Below are 18,098 nucleotides of genomic sequence, written 5' to 3'. Positions count from 1 at the left end.
TGCTTTTGAGGCGTTGCCCCTCTCTTACAGCTTCGCTGTCTCGACCTCTACTACTTGCTGTGGTCTCTACAGATTGGCTAGCTCCAAGGGGCGGCGTGTCGCTGCTCTGCTCTCTAAGGGAGGGTGATTAATCTGCTGCTGATCGGCTCGCATAGATACACCGTCTGCAATGGAGCGGTTTCTTTCTTTTCTGTGACGCTGTGTTCGATGGAGCTGAGCGTTTAATAGTCGAGGCCTGCCGCTTCACACTGGTTGATCTACGTTGAATCGTATTGCCCGCTTTGGCCGTTGAAACTCCACTGCTTGAACTGGGGCCACGCTTGATTGTCTCTGCTGAAGCCGAGGGTGGCTGTGACGATTGATGGTCCGTTTTCTGGTAGTAGCTGTAGACGGCTCCCGCCGTACCGACAGCAATAGCGACTATCAGACCCATCAACGAGAGAGTCACTGGAAGGGAGAGTGTCCAGGTTGATGCAACGGCTGTCGGAGTGGTGGCCGCGCTACTCGTTGTTGCAGTGGCGCTCTTTGTTGCGGTGGGAGTGCGGGTTGCGATGCCCTCCTTGGGTTTAACAAAGTTGGCCTTGTGTTCAGATCCGTCGAGATTGAGTACGGGTGCCTTGTATGTCGTGATCGGTTTTGCGCGTTTGCCTGCCCGTGTGTGACTCTTTTTGCTCATTGAGTTTGTGAGGGCTGGATCTTCGCCTGGATCGGTAAACGCAGGTTCGTTAACCGACTCTTTGGTCGATACCGCATCAGGGGTGTCGAGTAGCCCCTGAGCAGCGAGGTCGGCCTGAAGTTGATTGAAGAACTGCTTCTCAGCAGGAGGGGACTCTCTGTCTTCGTTTCGTCGAGCATCTCGGTGATGGGTCGCTTCGGCTTGGCATTGACGGGCTCGTGTTTGAGCTTTGCAGGGGCGTGCTTTAGCAGTTGACTGACTCGTTCCCTGACGGCGTCTGGATCGATCGGTTTGGAGATGAAATCCCGGCCGCCTGCCTTTAAGCCGGTGATTACATCGGCCTTGGCGTTCTTCGCTGAGATGAAAATCACCGGGATGTTGGCGGTGTTGGGATCATTTCGCAGTTTTTACAGACCTGATGCCATCCATCTCCGGCATCACGATATCGAGCAGGATGATGTCGGGCCTCGGGAATGAGCTGGCACGACAGAGCGCCTGTTTGCCGTTGATGGCGACCTTGATCTGATAATCGTTCTTGAGCAGGTCGTGCAGGATAGTGAGGTTCTGTCGTTCATCATCGACGATAAGAACTCGCGGCTGTTCGCTTGTTCTCATCGGTGGCACTCGATGCAGCTGTGGTGTGCGTTCGGTACCGTGCGCGTTGTCTGTCGAGTCTGTTGCACTCTCTCTGGTCCTTGTAATGGTGGTTGTCTATCACGGCCAAATTGCCGTCTATTCACCCATTACTTATCAAGATCTGGACCAAGGAGGTGTGTCTGCTAAATTGTTCTGTTTAATCAGAGGGGTAGAGTTTCAAATTACTCTTTTCAGGAATGCATAGGGGTGTGCCAATCTGCACAGCCTGTTGTCCTGTTTGTCGGGGAGGGTCTGATTACTATCTAAAACAGATAGATAGGGTGCTTCGGAGGTGGATGGGGTGTGCGCCTGTGCGAATTGACGCACCCTGTATGGAGGTCTGATTAATTGTTGGAGCTGATCAGGTGTTGCAGGTGGCGATTGAGTCTACGGTTCAGGGCTGAGCGTGAGATGCCAAGCAGCGACGCAGCAATGCCCTGATTGTTCCCAGCCTGCTGCATCGCCTCTGCGACGAGCAGATTCTCCGCCTCTTCCAGGGTGGGGAGCCTTCCATCGATGCGCAGGGCGGAAGACTCGTGGTGGTGGTCGGCTACTGCCGTGTTCTGTCGCTGCGTGGCTCTACGCTCCTCAATGGTCTGCTGAATGCTCTTCATCGAGAGGACAGGGCCGCTCTGATGCTGTGCGACCGCATCAAGATCATCGCACGCAGCTCACGAATATTGCCGGGGAAGTCGTAGATCTCAAGAAGCTTAAAAGCTCTACTGGTGGTTTGAGTGGTTGTTGAGCCATCGCCTGACCTGCTTCGTCGAGAAAGTGCTCGGTCAGAGCGGGGATGTCGTCACGGCGCTCGCGCAGTGGTGGAATCTTGATCTGGTGTGAGGAGAGTCTGAAGAATAGATCCTGACGAAACTCCTCCGCTTCCATCAGTCTGTTCAGGTTGCGATTGGTCGCAGCGACGACTGTGACATCCATGGCGACGGGGGTATCTGAACCGAGTGGGTAGTAGAGTCTCTCTTGTAGCAGGCGTAGCAGTTTGATCTGCGAGGCGGGTTCCAGATCGCCAATCTCATCGAGAAAGAGTGTTCCACCCTCCGCCTTGCTGATGAGCCCTTACGCTCCTGGTTGGCTCCGGTAAAGGCACCTTTTGTGACCAAACAGCGTATCTGAAAAGGCGACATCGTCGAGTCCGCCAGATTGACGGCAACCAGCTCACCGGGCCGCTTGCTCAACCGATGCGCCGCATGGGCGATAAGCTCTTTACCAACACCCGTCTCCCGGAAATCAATACCGGCTCCCCGAGTTAGCGATCGCTTCCATATAGTGGAAGGTCGCCCACATGCTGCGCTCTCGGTGACGATGTCGCTGAAGGCCTCTGGGTGCTGAAGGGCGTCGCTGCTCATGCAGCGACTTAGGGCGCGACCTGTTCTCGGAGTGAATCGGCTTGAAGGCGCGCCTCGACCTTTCGCGAATGCTCTGTTGCAGGGTGAGTTGGGTCTTGACACGGGCGTTGACGATGGCGGGGAGAAGGGTTTGGTGATGTAGTCGACCGCGCCCAGCTCCAGCCCCTGGGTCTCATCGCCTTCGGCATCCATCGCGGTGAGAAGATGACGGGAATGGTTCGGGTACGTGAGTCGCTCTGTAGCTGTGTGAGGACCTCAAAGCCATTCACTTCAGGCATCTGGATATCGAGCAGAATCAGATCGGGTTGTGGATCGGAGGCGCACGTTCGATCGCCTGCTGTCCATTTAATGCGACTTTGATCGCATAACTATCCTGAGCATGTCATTGAGCATGTCATTGAGCATGTCATTGAGCATGTGATGTGGCAGTCGTTCGTCATCGACTATCAACACCCTGGCTTGGTTCTTGGTCATCATTGAGAGATCCGTGACTGGTTTGCTTTGGTGAAAGTATACGGATTCTAACCGCCCTCGGTGTGTTGGATCACGCCTGCCATCGGGCGGATACTGGGATCACCCTCTGGTCGATATTACTTATTTGACTCAAGTAATGCCCTGAAATCAGACATGGGTAACGGGGAGCATAGAGATATCCCTGGACCTCATCACATCCTTCACGTGCGATATAATCACGTTGATCCTCGCCTTCAACACCCTCTGCAACGATCTTCATCTCTAAACCTTTTCCCAACGCTATTACAGCTTTCACTATGGCCGCATCTTCGGGGTCATCCGGGATTCCATCGATAAACGACTTGTCTATTTTTAACTTGTTAACGGGTAGCGCTTAAGGTAGCTCAAGGATGAGTAACCAGTACCAAAATCATCGATAGCCAACGAAATACCAAGATCGCGCAACGCAGTTAGAGTGCTTATTGCTTCCTCAACATTTTTCATAATAAATGTTTCCGTGATTTCCAGCTCCACATACTGCGGATCCAGCCCCGTCTCTGCTAAGACTTCCGCCACGGTTTCGACAATCTTTCCGCCCTGTATCTGCTGCCCGGCAACATTGATGCTGATGTGACCGAGGGAAGTCCATCCTCTAGCATCGATTTAAATTGAGCGCAGGCTTCGTGCAGTACCCAGGAGCCAATCGGTATGATGAGTCGTGTCTCCTCTGCCAGAGGAATGAAATGCACGGTGACATCATGCCGTTCTCAGGATGCTGCCATCTCAGTAGTGCTTCAGCACCGACGATCGATCCGTTGATAAAGAGTATTTAGGCTGGTAATAGACAACAAACTGTTTCTTCTTTAAAGCATTTCTAATGTTTGATTCAAGGCGAACACGTTGAGAGGCTGAATCGGTAAACTGGCGTGTATAGAATTGATAGGTGTTTCTACCCTCTCTTTTGCCTGATACATGGCGGTATCAGCGTTTCTGACCAGGGTAAGCATGTCGAGTCCATCGTCTGGATAGATGCTGATCCCAAGCTTGCCGTTATATGCAGGATGTTGCCTTCCACAACAAATGGTTCATTAAATTGTTCCAGTTTTTTTTTGCCAATGGTGCCGCATCTGTCGGGTTTGCAATCTCTTCGACCAGCAAGGTGAACTCATCCCCGCCAAGGCGGGCGATAGTGTCGTCTTCACGCACCTGTTGCTTAAGCCTGGATGCGACCTGTTTAAGCACCTCGTCTCCCACTGGGTGGCCCAGACTGTCATTGATGTGCTTGAACCGATCGAGGTCGAAATATGACTAAAACATGATGCCCTTCCGGTGTGCGCGTTCGATAGCATGATCAACTCGTGCATTAAATAACAAACGATTTGGTAATTTGGTTAACGGATCGTGATGTGCAAGGTATTCCGCCTTTGCCTGTGACTCTTTGATAGTGGTGATGTCTGAAATCAGGCTGACGTAATGTGATACCTTGCCGGCCTCATCCTTGACCGCGCTAATTGTCTGCCAGCATGGAAAGATGTCACCGTTCTTGCGTCGATTCCATATCTCGCCCGCTGACCGCCATGGAGAGCGAAGTGAGGGCGGTTAGTCCCCGATAGTCGACGCCGTCTGCCTATTCGTAGTTGAGGCGCGAGCGAACGACGGAGAAGATTCAGCAGCGGCTTTATGTCGGCGTAGAGTCACTGAGGGAGTTGTGTAGAGCCGCGAAGAGGTGATTACGCAACGTACGCAGGACGGTCGGGGCGCCGCAGGCATAAACGGTCGCGTGAAGTTTTTGCTGTTTGCTTGGGCTTGGATGCCCAAAACAAACTTTCGCAAAATAGCGACTCCCCGGACGCCAGTGTCCGGCCTGCTGCAAGATGCCCACATATTATGAAAAAGTGACGATCATGGTGCTCTGAACGCCAGAGGCTGGGGTTTTTCCTAGCATCTCGTTCTCGCTGTACCCAGTCATCGCAACAACCGTCTGATTTACGGCTGTAATCCTTGCCTGCTCATCGGTGATTACAATACCCTCTGCGGCACTCTCAAAGACTGTCGCGGCCTGTTTGAGTTTGTCCTCTGTTTTCTTGCGTCGAATAATACCGGCAAGGGTGTCGGCAACGGCGGTAATAAACATCTCAACAGACTTCGTGCGGGAGTGATCTTCAGATACATATAGGCTGAGTATGCCCAGCACTTCACCTTTGCTTTCCAGGGGACACAGTATTGTCCAAAATCTGTCATGCTCCGGTAAGCCATAGAGTGTAGTTCATCAATCTCATTGGAAAAATTGATCGTACCTTCTGAGATTGAAATGCCGCAGAGATGCTTTCCAAACTCAAGATTATGGAACTTATCGATAAGCGTCTCAGGTAGTCCCCGTTCAACCTCCATTACCAACTGATGGCTAGTATCGTCAACCAGGAAAATGCAACCCTTGCGGGTCAATCCAAGACTGTGATTGTCGAGAACCAGGTTGAGACTCAGGGAGAGGATTTCTGCGAGCGATAGGTTCTCCAGTGAAATATGCAGGATCGATGCAATAATGCCCTGATCCTCCATATGGCGTTGAAGTGCCTTCTCTGCCATCTTTTGTAGGTAATCTCGTGCGCTACACCCTCTACTGAGGCGACTTTTCCACTTTCATCATTGATCGGAACAGCTGTGATATCGAAAGTTCGCGTGCTGCCATCTTTGTGTTGAACCTCGGCCTCAAAGACGGTTTGTTGTTTTCCGTGCAGGGTCTCCTCCATGCGTTGTTTGACTTTATTCTGGCTGGGTATGTCAGCGAGAAAGTCATCATATCGATGCTCACATACCTGCTCCGGCAAGTACCCCAGTAAGGACTTTATCGATGGGGTGACATAGTTAACGATCCCTTTGCACTTAACGAAAGAGCAGATGCCCTGTAAATTACCTACCAGACGACGATATTTTGCATCGCTCTTAAGTAATTCTATGTTTAGTTCTCCAAGTCGGATGCTTTTCTCTTTTCGACTCGCGCTGAGCCATGTTAGGTATCAATTAGAACAAACAATAACAGCAGTATTCCGCAAGCTGATACGCTAATACATCCCGTAAATGATAGGTTGGTGTCATGTCTATGTGCAGGTTGATTGTTGCGAAACCTTGATAGGAGTACGGCTGTCTGTGTGACAGTTGAATGAAGTTATCGAAATCTTTCTTTTGTTGGTGGCGTGCCAGTAAATATCCGTTTTACTTTTAACCTCGAGCAGTATGATGTTATTGCTTTTGCTTCCCAGTTATTAACGATTACCGGAATGTCCTGATAATTGCCTTTGCGTAATTCTGTAATAATGCTGCTGGAGATCAAGGACATCATTCTCTCAGCGTTGTCATGGCTCATGCTGAGATTCTTTGTGTGTTGTGTTTGTACCAGCCACGCTGCCATTCCTGCAGAGAGCAGTAACAACAGCGCCAGTAGATAGGCTGATCGGGGATAGATTTTTAACAGGCTCATCGGTACGCAAACACTCCGGCTTTGTCCAGCGATTGGAGTGTGTTACGCATAATCTCGTAGTCCTGATCTTTTGCCGGAACCAGGGCGACAAGACTGGAGTGAGCGGAACGCAATATTTCACGTCCTGCTCACTTTTACCCAGCGATTTCATGGCAGTTCTTAACTCCTTTACCAGCTTATTCGACAGGTTGCTTCGGGTGACAAAGGTGTGGGTTGGGTATTCGGGTGTCTCTGCAAGGATGCGAAGGTTCTGTTTGGAAAACTCTTTATAGACTTCGGCCTTAATGGCTCCGGCATCAAAGTCACCGGCCAGTACAGCGTGTGCCACATTGCGGTGTGAATTCAGGTGCTGCATATGTGCCAAATTGCGTTCACTCAAGCCCCTCTGCAGCAGCATGTAGTGAGGCACGAGGTGGCTCATGGTTGAGTTTTATCACCAAAGGCAAAGGTTTTCCCTTCGAGGTCGTCGAGGCTCTAAATGTCACTATCTTTGCGTGTAATAATTAGACCGGTGTATTTATAACTGCCGTTCAACTGTAGTTTTACGAGCAACGGTTTTAGACCATAATCCTTAACCATTAGTACATATGGGGCAGGGGCCCATGTACGCAATATCCACCAGGTCTATGCCTATCTGGTGGATATGCTCTTCATAGGTGCGGCCAACGCGAACAACGACGTCACGGGAGATCGCCTCGCTCAGGTAATCTGCCAGAGGGTGAAGCGCTTAATAAGTTCCTGTGCATTAAGGTAGGGGTGGATGGCGAGGACAAGAGGTCTTTCGCTCTCATCGATTGGGTCCGCATGGGTATTTATTGGCCAGCAGAGCAAAGCAACAAGCAGAGCCATCAGGAATTGATTGCTGTGATTCACAACACCTCTCCTTATGCAACCCTAACGCGCCGTTCGAGGCCTCCGATAAAGCAGTACTCACAACGCCTAGGAAGTTCAAAATCTTAGAGAGCATATTCCTATGTCCACAAGCCAAAGTCTAGTCTAGATGCCTGCTATTGCTATGAGATAGAAGCAAGATTCCGCACTCTTCGCGCTTGGCGGATGGTGATATTGGAGCTTGATAAAGCCTACAGAGATTAGAATGTTATTGCTTTGGATGTCCTCGATCTGTGTCTACCCACTATTGCTGAAATTAATTAACGATCGGTATCAGGATAGCGTGCTGGATCAGGCCCAGTTGTGGCTTCGAACGAACACACGGTCGACTGTGTCACGTTCACTGCGGCCTTAATGGCGTCGTTATCCTTCAATATCTCGCTCGGCATGTTGAAGTGAAGTGGCTCGTCGTCGACGATCACCACCCCGGCTAGCTCTACACTCATCAATATGGAGCCATCTATATGGTTCATATAGTGGACGTAGGACCTCCCTTGTGCGGCTTGGTGAGGAGAAGATTTATCTCCGTCTATAGCAATCTAGCAGAGAGACTTGTGTAAGCGGGCTCATCTAATCCGGTGAGGCTGCGTTTTGTTCTTAGTATTACGATTTGTAAGGGCCAACTGGCTACTCGCAACGCGATTGGCGAGTCTGATATGTCGGTAGTTTATCTCCTCAAATCTGCTTATTTAGTCTCTCTTTTAGCAGCTATTTTGGTGATATGAATGTTGGTTAATATTAGGGTATTGTTAAATAGATCGCGGGAAGAATAAGCGCATATATTGTGGTGAGTGATCACTGGTTGCCCTATATGTTGGGGTTGCGAGGTTTCTTCTTGCATCTGCCGAAATAGTCTGATAACTAGTGCACAGTTACTTCTGGAGGTACACAATGCTGGTTGATCAAAGTGAATTGGGTGAGAAGCGCGATTTCCTCCGTATGACGGTCGATTGTAAGGTCTCGTTTACCGAGCTTGAGTCGGGGACGAGTAGTGAAGGGCGGGCGCTTAATCTGAGTGGCCGGGGTGTGCTGTTCCGTTCCGATAAGGAGCTGAAACTCGGTTCGCAGCTCGATCTGCATGTAATCCCCGACGGCTCCGCAGTGCCGCCGCTCAATGCAAAGGTTGAGGTGGTTCGTGTTGAGATGATGGAAGCGGAAAAGAGCTACGAGATCGGTGCCCTGATTCTGGAGATGCGCTAGTCGCGTGCTGCAGAACTGCCTCCTTGGCCGGGTAATCACAGAGTGATTAATAAAACGGTCGAGACGGCGGCGGAGTTGCTCTCCGCGCGAGGTTTACGACTGGCTACGGCGGAGTCGTGTACCGGCGGTTGGGTCGCCAAGCTAATGACCGATCTGCCAGGTAGTACGGCCTGGTTTGAGCGCGGGTTTGTAACCTACAGTAATGAGGCCAAGCAGGAGATGCTTGGTGTGGCTGCTACGACACTAGAGCGGCACGGTGCCGTCAGTGAAGAGACGGTAGTCGAGATGGCAGAGGGGGCGTGTCGCAACAGTCACGCCGATGTGGCTCTCGCCATCAGTGGTATCGCCGGTCCCGGCGGTGCGGTTCCCGGAAAACCTGTCGGTACGGTCTGTTTTGCCTGGCTGGGTCGAGGGTGGACAACGGTAGTGCGCAGTATGCTATTTGAGGGTGATCGCGATGCGGTCAGGTCGCAGGCAGTAGAGCTGGCCCTGTCGGGGCTGATCGATGTGCTCAACACCAACGAATAGAACCAAGCGTCTCTTCTTCGCTCTCTGGCCTGAGCCTAAGTTGCGTGCGCTCCTCTTTAAGCAGGGGCGCAGGTGGCTGCATGAACATGGCAAACAGGTCCGATCTGAAAACCTCCATATCACGCTCTCTTTTCTAGGTAATGTGCCGCTCGATGATATCGATTGTCTCTGTACAGCTGCAGATGGTGTAAAGACACCGCCGTTTGAGCTGGAGCTGGACAGGGTGGGGCAGTTTCAACGAGCGCGTGTCGCCTGGATCGGTTGCACTGTTACGCCTGAGCCACTCACGTTATTGGTTCAGACTTTGAATAGAGCGTTGGCTGCCTGTGGCAATAAGATCGACCCGCGTCCCTACCATCCCCATATGACCCTGGCACGCAAGATTCGTGATCCGATCGAACCGATCCAGTTTCACCCATTCGGGGAGTCGCTATTTTGCGAAAGTTTGTTTTGGGCATCAAGCCCAAGCAAACAGCAAAAACTTAACGCGACCATTTATGCCTACGGCGCCCCGACCGTCCTGCGTTCGTTGCGTAATCACCTCTTCGCGGCTCTACACAACTCCCTCAGTGACTCTACGCCGACATAAAGCCGCTGCTGCATCTTCTTCGTCGTCCGCTCGCGCTCTCAACTACGAATATGCAGACGGCGTCGACTATCGCGGACTAACCGCCTTCGCTTCGCTATCCATGGCGGTCAGCGTCCGCTGGTCTGTTGACCGCTTTGTTCTGATCGAATCGGTCACCCACTCTGAAGGGGTGGAGTACCGGGTGATGAGGTGGTGGGGTCTGTAAAAAAGGTGGCAGGTTGCAGAAAAATAGCGTGAATGGCCGATAATCCCCTGTTGTCTACTTTTATCTAAAAGCCCACTCTGCAAACGGTTCTACCTCGTCGCGATTGGCGACTATCAGCTGATAGGCGTCGGGATTGAGTGAGCTGTCGTGGCTGGTGTCGACCGAGAGCTGCTGCAGCAGGTAGCCGAGTAGGGCGCGTCGCACCTCAATGGTAATGATTCCATCCTCCGCGCCGTAGTCGATTAGCAGGCTCTGGCGTTTCTTCTCGCTCAGTCCTGGGTGGGGCGTGAGTAGTAGGGTGATCGACTCTGCCCAATCCTCATCGTACTGAGCATCCGACTCCGCCTCCTCGTCGAGGAGTTGGGCGGCGGTGATTCGAGAGAGTACGAAGTCACGGAAATCGAAGCTCTGTTCACTATAGGCGCGGATGTGCCAGCGCAGCCCGTTATGGCAGAGCGCGTGCGGTTCGATGATGCGAACTGGGTCGTGGTCGCTGTCGGAGAGTGAGCGGTAGGTGATGCCGACCTTTCGTCTCTGCGCCACGGCACGTAACACCTCGGCGGTGATGGTTCTGTGTGGAAGTCTGGCGGGAATCGGCAGTCTCTCGGCGGGAATGCTGAAGATCGAACTATCACCATAGGGGCCGTTCATGCTGGTCAGGTTGGCGGCGATCATCGGTAATACCGCTTCCGGGGAGAGATCGGAGACGATCGCTGTGAAGTTTGGTCCCGGCACATAACCGAACAGTGCCTGTTTGTAGATCAGGTTCTCTGGAGCGAGGCGGCCATAGAGGCTGATGTCCTTGGTGGCGGCGGGATCGGAAATACCAAAAGCCCTGGCGACATCGTTTCGTGTCAGAACGCCGCAATAAAAAACCATGATTTCAATGTATTGAAGTCGCTGACGGGTATTCCACTTTAGTTCGGAGAGTTGCTCTTCAACACTTTTTACAGGTTTAGCCATGGGCCAAAACTCCATCTATATGGTTGTTATGATTGTTGAGGGGAGATTACATATATATCGAGAGAAAGTAAAACATACGTAGGTAATAAAAAATATTGACATACAAAAATATATCGTCTAGGTTTCATCTCAAGCATGCAGATGCGAACCGTTAAACGAATTTGAAACTATGGAGATGACACCGTGGATGATCAGAAGAAAAAAGCACTAGCAGCCGCTCTGGGTCAGATTGAGAAGCAGTTTGGTAAAGGCTCAGTCATGCGTATGGGTGATGAGAGCACCATTCGTAATATCGAGGCGATCTCGACCGGTTCGCTGGGGCTCGATGTGGCGCTCGGTATAGGTGGTCTGCCCAAGGGGCGTGTGGTTGAGATCTACGGTCCTGAATCTTCGGGTAAAACGACTCTGACCCTGCAAGTGATTGCTGAGGCGCAGAAGGTTGGTGGCACCTGTGCCTTCGTCGATGCTGAGCATGCACTCGATCCGCAGTACGCCGAGAAGCTGGGTGTGAATGTTGATGATCTGCTGGTTTCTCAGCCCGATACGGGTGAGCAGGCGCTTGAAATCACCGATATGCTGGTCCGCTCCAGTGCGGTTGATGTGGTCGTCGTCGACTCGGTGGCGGCATTGACGCCTAAGGCTGAGATCGAGGGCGATATGGGTGACTCACACGTTGGCCTGCAGGCACGACTGATGAGTCAGGCGCTGCGTAAGCTGACCGCTAATATCAAACGCTCCAATACACTGGTGATTTTCATCAACCAGATTCGCATGAAGATCGGTGTGATGTTCGGTTCACCTGAGACCACTACCGGTGGTAACGCGCTCAAATTCTACTCCTCGGTACGTCTCGATATTCGCCGCATCGGTGCGATCAAGAGGGGTGACGAGGTGGTTGGTAACGAGACACGCGTTAAGGTCGTGAAGAACAAGGTCGCGCCCCCCTTCAAACAGACCGAGTTCGATATCCTCTACGGTCAGGGTATCTCGCGAGAGGGTGAAATCATCGATATGGGTGTGAAACTCGATATCGTCGACAAGGCGGGCGCCTGGTACAGCTATAACGGTGATCGAATCGGTCAGGGTAAGGACAATGTGCGTAACTTCCTCAAGGAGAACGCCGATATGGCGGCCGATATCGAGGGACGCATTCGCGCTGAACTACTTCCTGACGTGGTAGCAGGTGATGCACAGGAAGAGCCGCTGGAGGCTGCAGAGGGATAATTGATCCGAGCACGACTCACGAGAATGGGTCGCAGTAGTGCAGCGAGGCCGAAATCCAACAAATTTCGGTCTCGCTATCCCCTTTTTCCCACCTTTTGATTAAACTACCCGATTTCGTCGATGGGCTACTGTTTTGGCAAAGCGTGAAACGGGCTGCCAGACCGAGAGTGAGGTCTACGCTACGGCGGTTGGTCTGCTTGCGCGGCGTGAACACTCGCAGCGCGAACTTGAGACCAAACTGAAGACGCGCGGTGTGATGCCCGAGCTGATTGAATCGGTCTTAAACCGTCTTGTCGATGAGCGTTTACAGAGCGATGAACGCTTCGCTGAGGCCTATCTGCGGCAACGAAGTGGCAAAGGTTACGGCCCCAGACGTATCGTCGCTGAGCTGCGTGAACGGGGTGTCGACGATGCGCTGGTCTCTGCGCAGTTTCGAGAGGCCGTGGCGCAGGGTGAGATCGACTGGTACGAACGTGCCGCTTCGGTCTATAGCAAAAAATTTGGTGATCGACCGATCGAAGATATGAAGGAGCGGGCAAAACGGATGCGCTTCCTTCAATATCGCGGTTTTGATCACGACCATATAGCGGTGGTGCTGGAGGGCGAATAGTCGCTCCCAGTGTTTGATTCAAACGATTGATGAGTTGGAAATCTGAATGAACAGCAGTGCAGATATTCGCCAGGCCTTTCTCGACTTTTTTGCCGATAAGGAGCATCAGGTTGTCGCTTCCAGCCCATTGGTGCCAGGAAACGATCCGACACTGCTCTTTACCAATGCCGGTATGGTCCAGTTCAAGGATGTATTCACCGGGCAGGACAAACGTTCCTATGCGCGCGCCACCTCGGTGCAGCGCTGCGTGCGTGCCGGCGGCAAGCATAACGATCTCGAGAACGTCGGTTATACCGCTCGTCACCACACTTTCTTTGAAATGCTCGGCAACTTCAGTTTCGGTGACTACTTCAAGCGCGACGCGATTCAGCACGCCTGGCAGTTCCTCACCGAGACCTGTGGCCTGCCGGCGGAAAAGCTCTGGGTTACTGTCTACGAAGAGGATCAGGAGGCGGCCGATATCTGGCTCAACGAGCTGAAGGTCTCCCCTGATCGTTTTACCCGCATCGGTGATAAACCGGGTGGCAAGCCGCACGAAAGCGACAACTTCTGGTCGATGGGCGATACCGGTCCCTGTGGTCCCTGCACCGAGATCTTCTTCGATCACGGTGCCGATGTGGCTGGTGGTCCCCCCGGCACCCCGGAAGAGGATGGTGATCGTTATATCGAGATCTGGAATCTGGTCTTCATGCAGTTTGACCGTAACAAGGCGGGCGAGATGACGCCGCTAACAAAACCTTCCGTCGATACCGGTATGGGGCTGGAGCGTCTTGCGGCGGTGATGCAAAAGGTCCACAGCAACTACGAAATCGATCTGTTCCAGAGCCTGATCAAGGCGGTGGCCAAGCTGACCGCGACCGATGATCTGGAAAACGATTCACTCAAGGTCATTGCAGACCATATTCGCTCCTGCGCCTTCCTCGTCGTTGATGGAGTGATACCTTCCAATGAAGGGCGTGGTTATGTACTGCGCCGCATTATCCGTCGGGCACTGCGCCACGGTCACAAGCTGGGTAAAAATGATCCCTTCTTCTATGCGCTGGTTGCACCGCTGGTGGCCGAGATGGGCGAGGCCTATCCCGAGCTAAGTAAACTGCAGACACGTGTCGAGCAGGTGCTGCAACAGGAAGAGGAGCGTTTTGCTGAGACCCTCGATAAGGGGATGCGTATCTTTGAAGAGCGCACTGCTGATCTGGCCAAAGGTGCGACGATTGCGGGTGATGTGCTGTTCCTGCTCTACGATACCTACGGCTTCCCGGTCGATCTGACCGCCGATATCGCACGTGAGCGTGGGCTAGGTGCCGATATGGAGGGTTTCGATGCTGCCATGGGTGAGCAGCGCGACCGCGCTCGTGCCGCCAGCCACTTCGAGATCGATGAAGGGATGGCCGAGCTTGCCGATGCAAGCAGTGAGTTTGTCGGTTACGACGGCCTAAGCAATCAATCAACAATAACCGCCATCTACCGTGACGGCCAGGCGGTCGAGACGCTCAACGGTGGTGAGAAGGGAATGGTGATTCTCGACGCGACCCCCTTTTACGGTGAGTCGGGTGGTCAGATTGGTGATGCCGGTCTGCTCAGTGGCACCGACGGTACTTGTTTCGAGGTCCAAGATACGCAGAAACAGGGCAGCGCCTTTATCCATATCGGTGTGGTCCGTGAGGGTGGAGCGCTGAGTGTGGGTGCTGAGGTGAACGGTGAGGTTGATGCCGATCTTCGTAGCGCTATCGCCTGTCACCATTCGGCGACTCATCTGCTGCACTCGGCGCTGCGTGAGGTGCTGGGTGAACATGTGCAGCAGAAGGGCTCGCTGGTCACGGCTGAGCGGCTCCGTTTCGATATCTCCCACTTCGAGGCGATCAAGCCCGAGGAGCTGGTGGCGATCGAGAAAATGGTCAACGACAAAATTCGTGAAAACCTGAGTGTTGATACTCGCATCATGGCGATTGATGATGCCCGTGAGGCGGGTGCGATGGCGCTCTTTGGTGAGAAGTATGGTGATGAGGTTCGCGTGCTCTCGATGGGCGAGTTCTCGGTTGAGCTCTGTGGCGGTACCCACATTTCACGGACCGGTGATATTGGTCTGCTGAAGATCGTCTCCGAGGGTGGTGTCGCGGCAGGCGTACGCCGCGTTGAAGCGGTGGCGGGTGCCGAGGCGCTGAGCTGGATCGATGCCAACGAATCACGGCTTAGCTCAATTGCCGAGATGTTGAAGGGGAGTCGTGAGGATGTTGATGGACGCGTTCAGCAGCTACTCGAGCGTAGTCGCAAACTGGAGAAGGAGCTGGAGCAGCTGAAAGGCAAGCTTGCCTCAAGTCAGGGCTCCGATCTTGCCGAGCAGGCGGTCGATGTCGCTGGTATCAAGGTGCTAGCGGCGCGTCTCGATGGTGCAGATCCGAAGGGGCTGCGCGATACCGTCGACCAGCTAAAGAACAAGCTGGGTACGGCAGCCGTGCTGCTGGCAGCGGTTAACGGCGATAAGATTTCGCTGGTTGCTGGTGTCTCCAACGATACAACCGATCGCCTCAAGGCGGGTGATCTGTTGAAGATGGTTGCTGAGCAGGTGGGAGGCAAGGGTGGTGGTCGACCTGATATGGCTCAGGGTGGCGGCAGCCAGCCGGAGAATCTCGATCAGGCGATCGCCTCTGTAATGGCTTGGGTTAGCGAGCAGCTGGCATAGATAAGCGCCCCGTACGGCAAAGCCCTATTTAACTAATTTGTGAAACGCTTTTTCATTGGGATAAGTGTATGAGTTTGATTGTGCAGAAATATGGGGGTACCTCTGTTGGTACCACCGAGCGGATCGGCAATGTAGCCGACAAGGTAGCCGGTTGGCGTGACAAGGGGAACGACGTCGTTGTAGTTGTCTCCGCCATGAGTGGCGAGACCAATCGCCTGATCGGTCTGGCGAGTGATATCACCGATAAGCCCAGTCCACGTGAGATGGATGTGCTGGTCTCCACAGGCGAGCAGGTGACCATTGCACTGCTCTGCATGGCGCTGGAGCAGCGTGGTTATCCTGCGCGCTCCTATACTGGCTCTCAGGTCCATATCCTGACTGATAGCTCCTTCAGCAAGGCGCGTATTCTCGATATCGATAATCAGAACGTGCAGAAGGATCTATCCGCTGGTCGTGTTGTGGTAGTGGCCGGTTTTCAGGGTGTCGATGAGCACGGCAGTATCACCACCCTCGGACGAGGTGGTTCCGATACTACTGCCGTAGCGCTGGCTGCTGCGCTGAAGGCCGATGAGTGCCAGATCTATACCGATGTCGATGGGGTTTACACCACCGACCCGCGTGTCGTTAGTGATGCACGTCGTCTGAACAAGATTACCTTTGAAGAGATGCTGGAGATGGCCAGTCTCGGTTCGAAGGTGCTGCAGATACGCGCCGTTGAGTTTGCCGGAAAATATAACGTACCACTTCGCGTGCTCTCCTCATTTGAAGAGGGTGAAGGCACGCTGATTAGCTATGAGGATGAAGAGATGGAAGATGCACTGATCTCAGGTATCGCCTTCAATCGCGACGAGGCCAAGCTTACCATACTGGGTGTGCCCGATCAGCCAGGTGTTGCTCACAAGATTCTGGGGCCAATTTCAGAGGCCAACGTCGAGGTCGATATGATCGTGCAGAACATCGCCGAGGATTCGACCACTGACTTTACCTTTACCGTACATCGTAACGACTACGATAAGGCGCTCGATATTCTCAAGCAGAGTGCCGATGAGCTCGGTGCGCGTGAGGTAAATGGTGATAACAAGATCATCAAGATTTCGCTGGTCGGTGTCGGTATGCGTTCGCATGCCGGTATCGCCAGCAAGATGTTTGAGACCCTGGCTGGAGAGGGGATCAATATCCGCATGATCTCTACCTCAGAGATCAAGATCTCTGTGGTGGTAGATGAGAAGTACCTCGAACTAGGTGTGCGAGCCCTGCATGAGGCGTTCGAGCTGGAGAAAAGCCCACAGTAGCTGTAGTGGAACTGTTTATAGCAGGACTGCCCGACTATAATGGCAACAAATAATAAAGATAATTACATTTTGCGATACTGGATTGTCTTGTGACTCTGTGGGATGCAGAGCAGTAAGGAAGCAATTCAGGATGATGAGACAAGGCAAGGAGATAAATAATGCTGATTCTAACGCGTAGGGTTGGTGAAACCCTCATGGTTGGTGATGAAGTTACTGTGACCGTACTTGGAGTTAAGGGTAATCAGGTCCGAATTGGTGTTAACGCACCTAAAGATGTAGCCGTTCACCGCGAAGAGATCTACGAGCGTATTAAACGCGAGAAAGAGACCGAATCGTTCTAAACCGTTTCGCGAAGTAGTAAACCAAAATAAACCCCATGATCTTCGATCATGGGGTTTATTTATTGGTGCGACGCAGGTATTCTACTGCCTGCTCAAAACGAGGGGGTTAAGGCCTCCGAGTGACGAGAAGGAGAGCTGGCCGAGTGGCTGAAGGCGCACCCCTGCTAAGGGTGTATAGGGGAAACTCTATCGAGGGTTCGAATCCCTCGCTCTCCGCCATTTTCCTATCTGTTGTTGATGTTTGACGGCAGATAACCGTCAAGATTGTACTTCGAATCCTTCGAATATATAGGAGGTTTCGATAGAGGGTGGAAACCCTCTGAACGAATGAACTGAGAGAGCCGAAAATTCTTCACTCTCAGTCATTTATCTTGACAGCAGCAGGCTAGATCTTCATAATCTGCTGCTCTAAAAAGCGCCCGTAGCTCAGCTGGATAGAGTACCTGGCTACGAACCAGGCGGTCGCACGTTCGAATCGTGCCGGGCGCACCATATTGGAAAGACCAAACAGGCAGTTACCGTATTTCGGTACTGCCTGTTTTTTTTTGCCCAGTCCTATGGGCAATTTGCCATGTAAAATTTCTGGTTATATGTTCAATTGTCAAAATTCGCATCGGGGAGTCGCTATTTTGCGAAAGTTTGTTTTGGGCATCCAAGCCCAAGCAAACAGCAAAACTTAACGCGACCGTTTATGCCTTCGGCGCCTCGACTGTTCTGCGTACGTTGCGTAATCACCTCTTCGCGGCTCTACACAACTCCCTCAGTGACTCTACGCCGACATAAAGCCGCTGCTGCATCTTCTTCGTCGTCCGCTCGCGCTCTCAACTACGAATATGCAGACGGCGTCGACTATCGCGGACTAATCGCCTTCGCTTCGCTATCCATGGCGGTCAGCGAAGGCAATCTAGTTTTACCTGTCTTGGATTAGGCAAGCGCAGGATTTTCCAGCGTGATGCGGGATTATTAATACT

At 52.5% G+C, this 18,098-nt stretch carries 22 protein-coding genes, 2 tRNA genes and 5 pseudogenes; 12 read left to right on the top strand and 17 right to left on the bottom strand.

Annotation, left to right across the window (positions count from 1 at the left end):
* Positions 1-672: 672 nt before the first annotated feature.
* The 16 genes and pseudogenes from HUE57_RS19740 to HUE57_RS14425 all read right to left on the bottom strand — a co-directional run bounded on the left by HUE57_RS19740 (position 673) and on the right by HUE57_RS14425 (position 7,941).
* Entirely contained in the window at positions 673-1,080 is a 408-nt protein-coding gene (locus HUE57_RS19740) for a response regulator (RefSeq protein ID WP_338140941.1), read from the bottom strand.
* Positions 1,070-1,291: a response regulator gene (locus tag HUE57_RS19735; protein ID WP_174673425.1), complete on the bottom strand. Its 222-nt coding sequence runs from the start codon at positions 1,289-1,291 to the stop codon at positions 1,070-1,072. Before HUE57_RS19735 ends, HUE57_RS19740 begins: the two co-directional genes overlap by 11 nt.
* Before the next feature lie 365 nt (positions 1,292-1,656).
* Positions 1,657-1,926: a helix-turn-helix domain-containing protein gene (locus HUE57_RS14495; RefSeq protein WP_174673424.1), complete on the bottom strand. Its 270-nt coding sequence runs from the start codon at positions 1,924-1,926 to the stop codon at positions 1,657-1,659.
* Positions 1,923-2,021: pseudogene (locus HUE57_RS20605) on the bottom strand (hypothetical protein); the annotation flags it as partial. The gene HUE57_RS14495 and the pseudogene HUE57_RS20605, both read right to left, overlap by 4 nt.
* 164 nt (positions 2,022-2,185) lie before the next feature.
* A pseudogene (locus tag HUE57_RS14485) lies at positions 2,186-2,673 on the bottom strand (sigma 54-interacting transcriptional regulator); the annotation flags it as partial.
* Between the two features lie 8 nt (positions 2,674-2,681).
* Complete coding sequence (locus tag HUE57_RS20430) at positions 2,682-2,969, bottom strand: response regulator (protein WP_420885722.1); 288 nt, start codon at positions 2,967-2,969, stop codon at positions 2,682-2,684.
* Between the two features lie 248 nt (positions 2,970-3,217).
* Positions 3,218-3,702 (bottom strand): annotated as a pseudogene (locus HUE57_RS20425) (EAL domain-containing protein).
* Positions 3,703-3,989: 287 nt separating this feature from the next.
* Complete coding sequence (locus tag HUE57_RS20420; RefSeq protein WP_420885696.1) at positions 3,990-4,133, bottom strand: hypothetical protein; 144 nt, start codon at positions 4,131-4,133, stop codon at positions 3,990-3,992.
* A 43-nt stretch (positions 4,134-4,176) separates the two neighbouring features.
* Positions 4,177-4,686, bottom strand: a pseudogene (locus HUE57_RS19730) (diguanylate cyclase domain-containing protein).
* A 39-nt stretch (positions 4,687-4,725) separates the two neighbouring features.
* Entirely contained in the window at positions 4,726-4,959 is a 234-nt protein-coding gene (locus tag HUE57_RS14450; RefSeq protein ID WP_174673421.1) for a hypothetical protein, read from the bottom strand.
* 52 nt (positions 4,960-5,011) lie between these two features.
* Positions 5,012-5,260: a PAS domain-containing protein gene (locus tag HUE57_RS14445; protein ID WP_174673420.1), complete on the bottom strand. Its 249-nt coding sequence runs from the start codon at positions 5,258-5,260 to the stop codon at positions 5,012-5,014.
* A gap of 346 nt (positions 5,261-5,606) precedes the next feature.
* Positions 5,607-6,083 carry a PAS domain S-box protein gene (locus tag HUE57_RS20415; RefSeq protein ID WP_420885721.1) on the bottom strand — a complete coding sequence of 159 codons (477 nt, stop codon included), beginning with the start codon at positions 6,081-6,083 and terminating at the stop codon, positions 5,607-5,609.
* Between the two features lie 396 nt (positions 6,084-6,479).
* Positions 6,480-7,025, bottom strand: coding sequence for a PhnD/SsuA/transferrin family substrate-binding protein (locus HUE57_RS14435; RefSeq protein ID WP_272901980.1), 546 nt, complete (start codon positions 7,023-7,025; stop codon positions 6,480-6,482).
* 53 nt (positions 7,026-7,078) lie between these two features.
* A complete protein-coding gene (locus tag HUE57_RS20410; protein ID WP_420885695.1) occupies positions 7,079-7,216 on the bottom strand; it encodes a PhnD/SsuA/transferrin family substrate-binding protein in 138 nt (45 codons plus the stop codon).
* Positions 7,176-7,319 (bottom strand): PhnD/SsuA/transferrin family substrate-binding protein, encoded by a 144-nt coding sequence (locus HUE57_RS20405; protein ID WP_174673762.1) that lies wholly within the window; start codon positions 7,317-7,319, stop codon positions 7,176-7,178. Before HUE57_RS20405 ends, HUE57_RS20410 begins: the two co-directional genes overlap by 41 nt.
* A gap of 436 nt (positions 7,320-7,755) precedes the next feature.
* On the bottom strand, positions 7,756-7,941 hold the full coding sequence (locus HUE57_RS14425; RefSeq protein WP_174673418.1) for a hypothetical protein: 186 nt from the start codon (positions 7,939-7,941) through the stop codon (positions 7,756-7,758).
* 445 nt (positions 7,942-8,386) lie between these two features.
* Here HUE57_RS14425 and HUE57_RS14420 point away from each other — a divergent pair, with 445 nt between their 5' ends.
* The 4 genes and pseudogenes from HUE57_RS14420 (at position 8,387) to HUE57_RS14405 (ending at position 10,017) form a co-directional block, all read left to right on the top strand.
* The gene (locus tag HUE57_RS14420) at positions 8,387-8,695 is read left to right on the top strand and encodes a PilZ domain-containing protein (protein ID WP_078482709.1); all 309 of its coding nucleotides are present in this window, start codon (positions 8,387-8,389) and stop codon (positions 8,693-8,695) included.
* Positions 8,696-8,737: 42 nt separating this feature from the next.
* On the top strand, positions 8,738-9,223 hold the full coding sequence (locus tag HUE57_RS14415; protein WP_078482710.1) for a CinA family protein: 486 nt from the start codon (positions 8,738-8,740) through the stop codon (positions 9,221-9,223).
* Positions 9,201-9,560, top strand: a pseudogene (gene thpR / locus HUE57_RS20400) (RNA 2',3'-cyclic phosphodiesterase); the annotation flags it as partial. The gene HUE57_RS14415 and the pseudogene thpR, both read left to right, overlap by 23 nt.
* A gap of 49 nt (positions 9,561-9,609) precedes the next feature.
* On the top strand, positions 9,610-10,017 hold the full coding sequence (locus HUE57_RS14405; protein WP_236860609.1) for a hypothetical protein: 408 nt from the start codon (positions 9,610-9,612) through the stop codon (positions 10,015-10,017).
* Between the two features lie 60 nt (positions 10,018-10,077).
* Here HUE57_RS14405 and HUE57_RS14400 read toward each other — a convergent pair whose 3' ends face one another.
* Entirely contained in the window at positions 10,078-10,980 is a 903-nt protein-coding gene (locus HUE57_RS14400; RefSeq protein ID WP_078482754.1) for a WYL domain-containing protein, read from the bottom strand.
* 183 nt (positions 10,981-11,163) lie between these two features.
* On the opposite strand from HUE57_RS14400, the gene recA reads away from it, so the two are divergent.
* From recA to HUE57_RS14360, 8 genes are all read left to right on the top strand, one after another.
* Positions 11,164-12,204, top strand: coding sequence for a recombinase RecA (recA, locus tag HUE57_RS14395; protein ID WP_078482712.1), 1,041 nt, complete (start codon positions 11,164-11,166; stop codon positions 12,202-12,204).
* Positions 12,205-12,337: 133 nt separating this feature from the next.
* Positions 12,338-12,814 carry a regulatory protein RecX gene (locus HUE57_RS14390; protein WP_236725626.1) on the top strand — a complete coding sequence of 159 codons (477 nt, stop codon included), beginning with the start codon at positions 12,338-12,340 and terminating at the stop codon, positions 12,812-12,814.
* A gap of 46 nt (positions 12,815-12,860) precedes the next feature.
* Positions 12,861-15,494, top strand: a complete 2,634-nt coding sequence (gene alaS, locus HUE57_RS14385; protein ID WP_078482713.1) for an alanine--tRNA ligase — start codon at positions 12,861-12,863, stop codon at positions 15,492-15,494.
* Between the two features lie 68 nt (positions 15,495-15,562).
* Positions 15,563-16,786 (top strand): aspartate kinase, encoded by a 1,224-nt coding sequence (locus HUE57_RS14380; RefSeq protein ID WP_078482714.1) that lies wholly within the window; start codon positions 15,563-15,565, stop codon positions 16,784-16,786.
* Positions 16,787-16,944: 158 nt separating this feature from the next.
* Positions 16,945-17,127: a carbon storage regulator CsrA gene (gene csrA, locus HUE57_RS14375; RefSeq protein WP_078482715.1), complete on the top strand. Its 183-nt coding sequence runs from the start codon at positions 16,945-16,947 to the stop codon at positions 17,125-17,127.
* 129 nt (positions 17,128-17,256) lie between these two features.
* A tRNA-Ser gene (locus HUE57_RS14370) sits at positions 17,257-17,346 on the top strand.
* Between the two features lie 196 nt (positions 17,347-17,542).
* Positions 17,543-17,619: transfer RNA gene (locus HUE57_RS14365), tRNA-Arg, on the top strand.
* 106 nt (positions 17,620-17,725) lie between these two features.
* Complete coding sequence (locus HUE57_RS14360) at positions 17,726-18,055, top strand: hypothetical protein (RefSeq protein ID WP_174673415.1); 330 nt, start codon at positions 17,726-17,728, stop codon at positions 18,053-18,055.
* Positions 18,056-18,098: the final 43 nt, after the last annotated feature.

The sequence above is a fragment of the Candidatus Reidiella endopervernicosa genome (genome assembly GCF_013343005.1).
Taxonomy (GTDB): domain Bacteria; phylum Pseudomonadota; class Gammaproteobacteria.
This window is presented reverse-complemented; position numbering and strand designations above follow the sequence as displayed.

Coding starts and splice junctions, on each gene's coding strand:
- HUE57_RS19735 (WP_174673425.1), bottom strand. CDS start 1,291: ATGAGAACAAGCGAACAGCCGCGAGTTCTTATCGTCGATGATGAACGA.
- HUE57_RS20420 (WP_420885696.1), bottom strand. CDS start 4,133: ATGCTTACCCTGGTCAGAAACGCTGATACCGCCATGTATCAGGCAAAA.
- HUE57_RS14420 (WP_078482709.1), top strand. CDS start 8,387: ATGCTGGTTGATCAAAGTGAATTGGGTGAGAAGCGCGATTTCCTCCGT.
- HUE57_RS14435 (WP_272901980.1), bottom strand. CDS start 7,025: ATGAGCCACCTCGTGCCTCACTACATGCTGCTGCAGAGGGGCTTGAGT.
- csrA (WP_078482715.1), top strand. CDS start 16,945: ATGCTGATTCTAACGCGTAGGGTTGGTGAAACCCTCATGGTTGGTGAT.
- HUE57_RS14380 (WP_078482714.1), top strand. CDS start 15,563: ATGAGTTTGATTGTGCAGAAATATGGGGGTACCTCTGTTGGTACCACC.
- HUE57_RS14495 (WP_174673424.1), bottom strand. CDS start 1,926: ATGAAGAGCATTCAGCAGACCATTGAGGAGCGTAGAGCCACGCAGCGA.
- HUE57_RS14445 (WP_174673420.1), bottom strand. CDS start 5,260: ATGTTTATTACCGCCGTTGCCGACACCCTTGCCGGTATTATTCGACGC.
- HUE57_RS14400 (WP_078482754.1), bottom strand. CDS start 10,980: ATGGCTAAACCTGTAAAAAGTGTTGAAGAGCAACTCTCCGAACTAAAG.
- HUE57_RS14425 (WP_174673418.1), bottom strand. CDS start 7,941: ATGAGTGTAGAGCTAGCCGGGGTGGTGATCGTCGACGACGAGCCACTT.
- alaS (WP_078482713.1), top strand. CDS start 12,861: ATGAACAGCAGTGCAGATATTCGCCAGGCCTTTCTCGACTTTTTTGCC.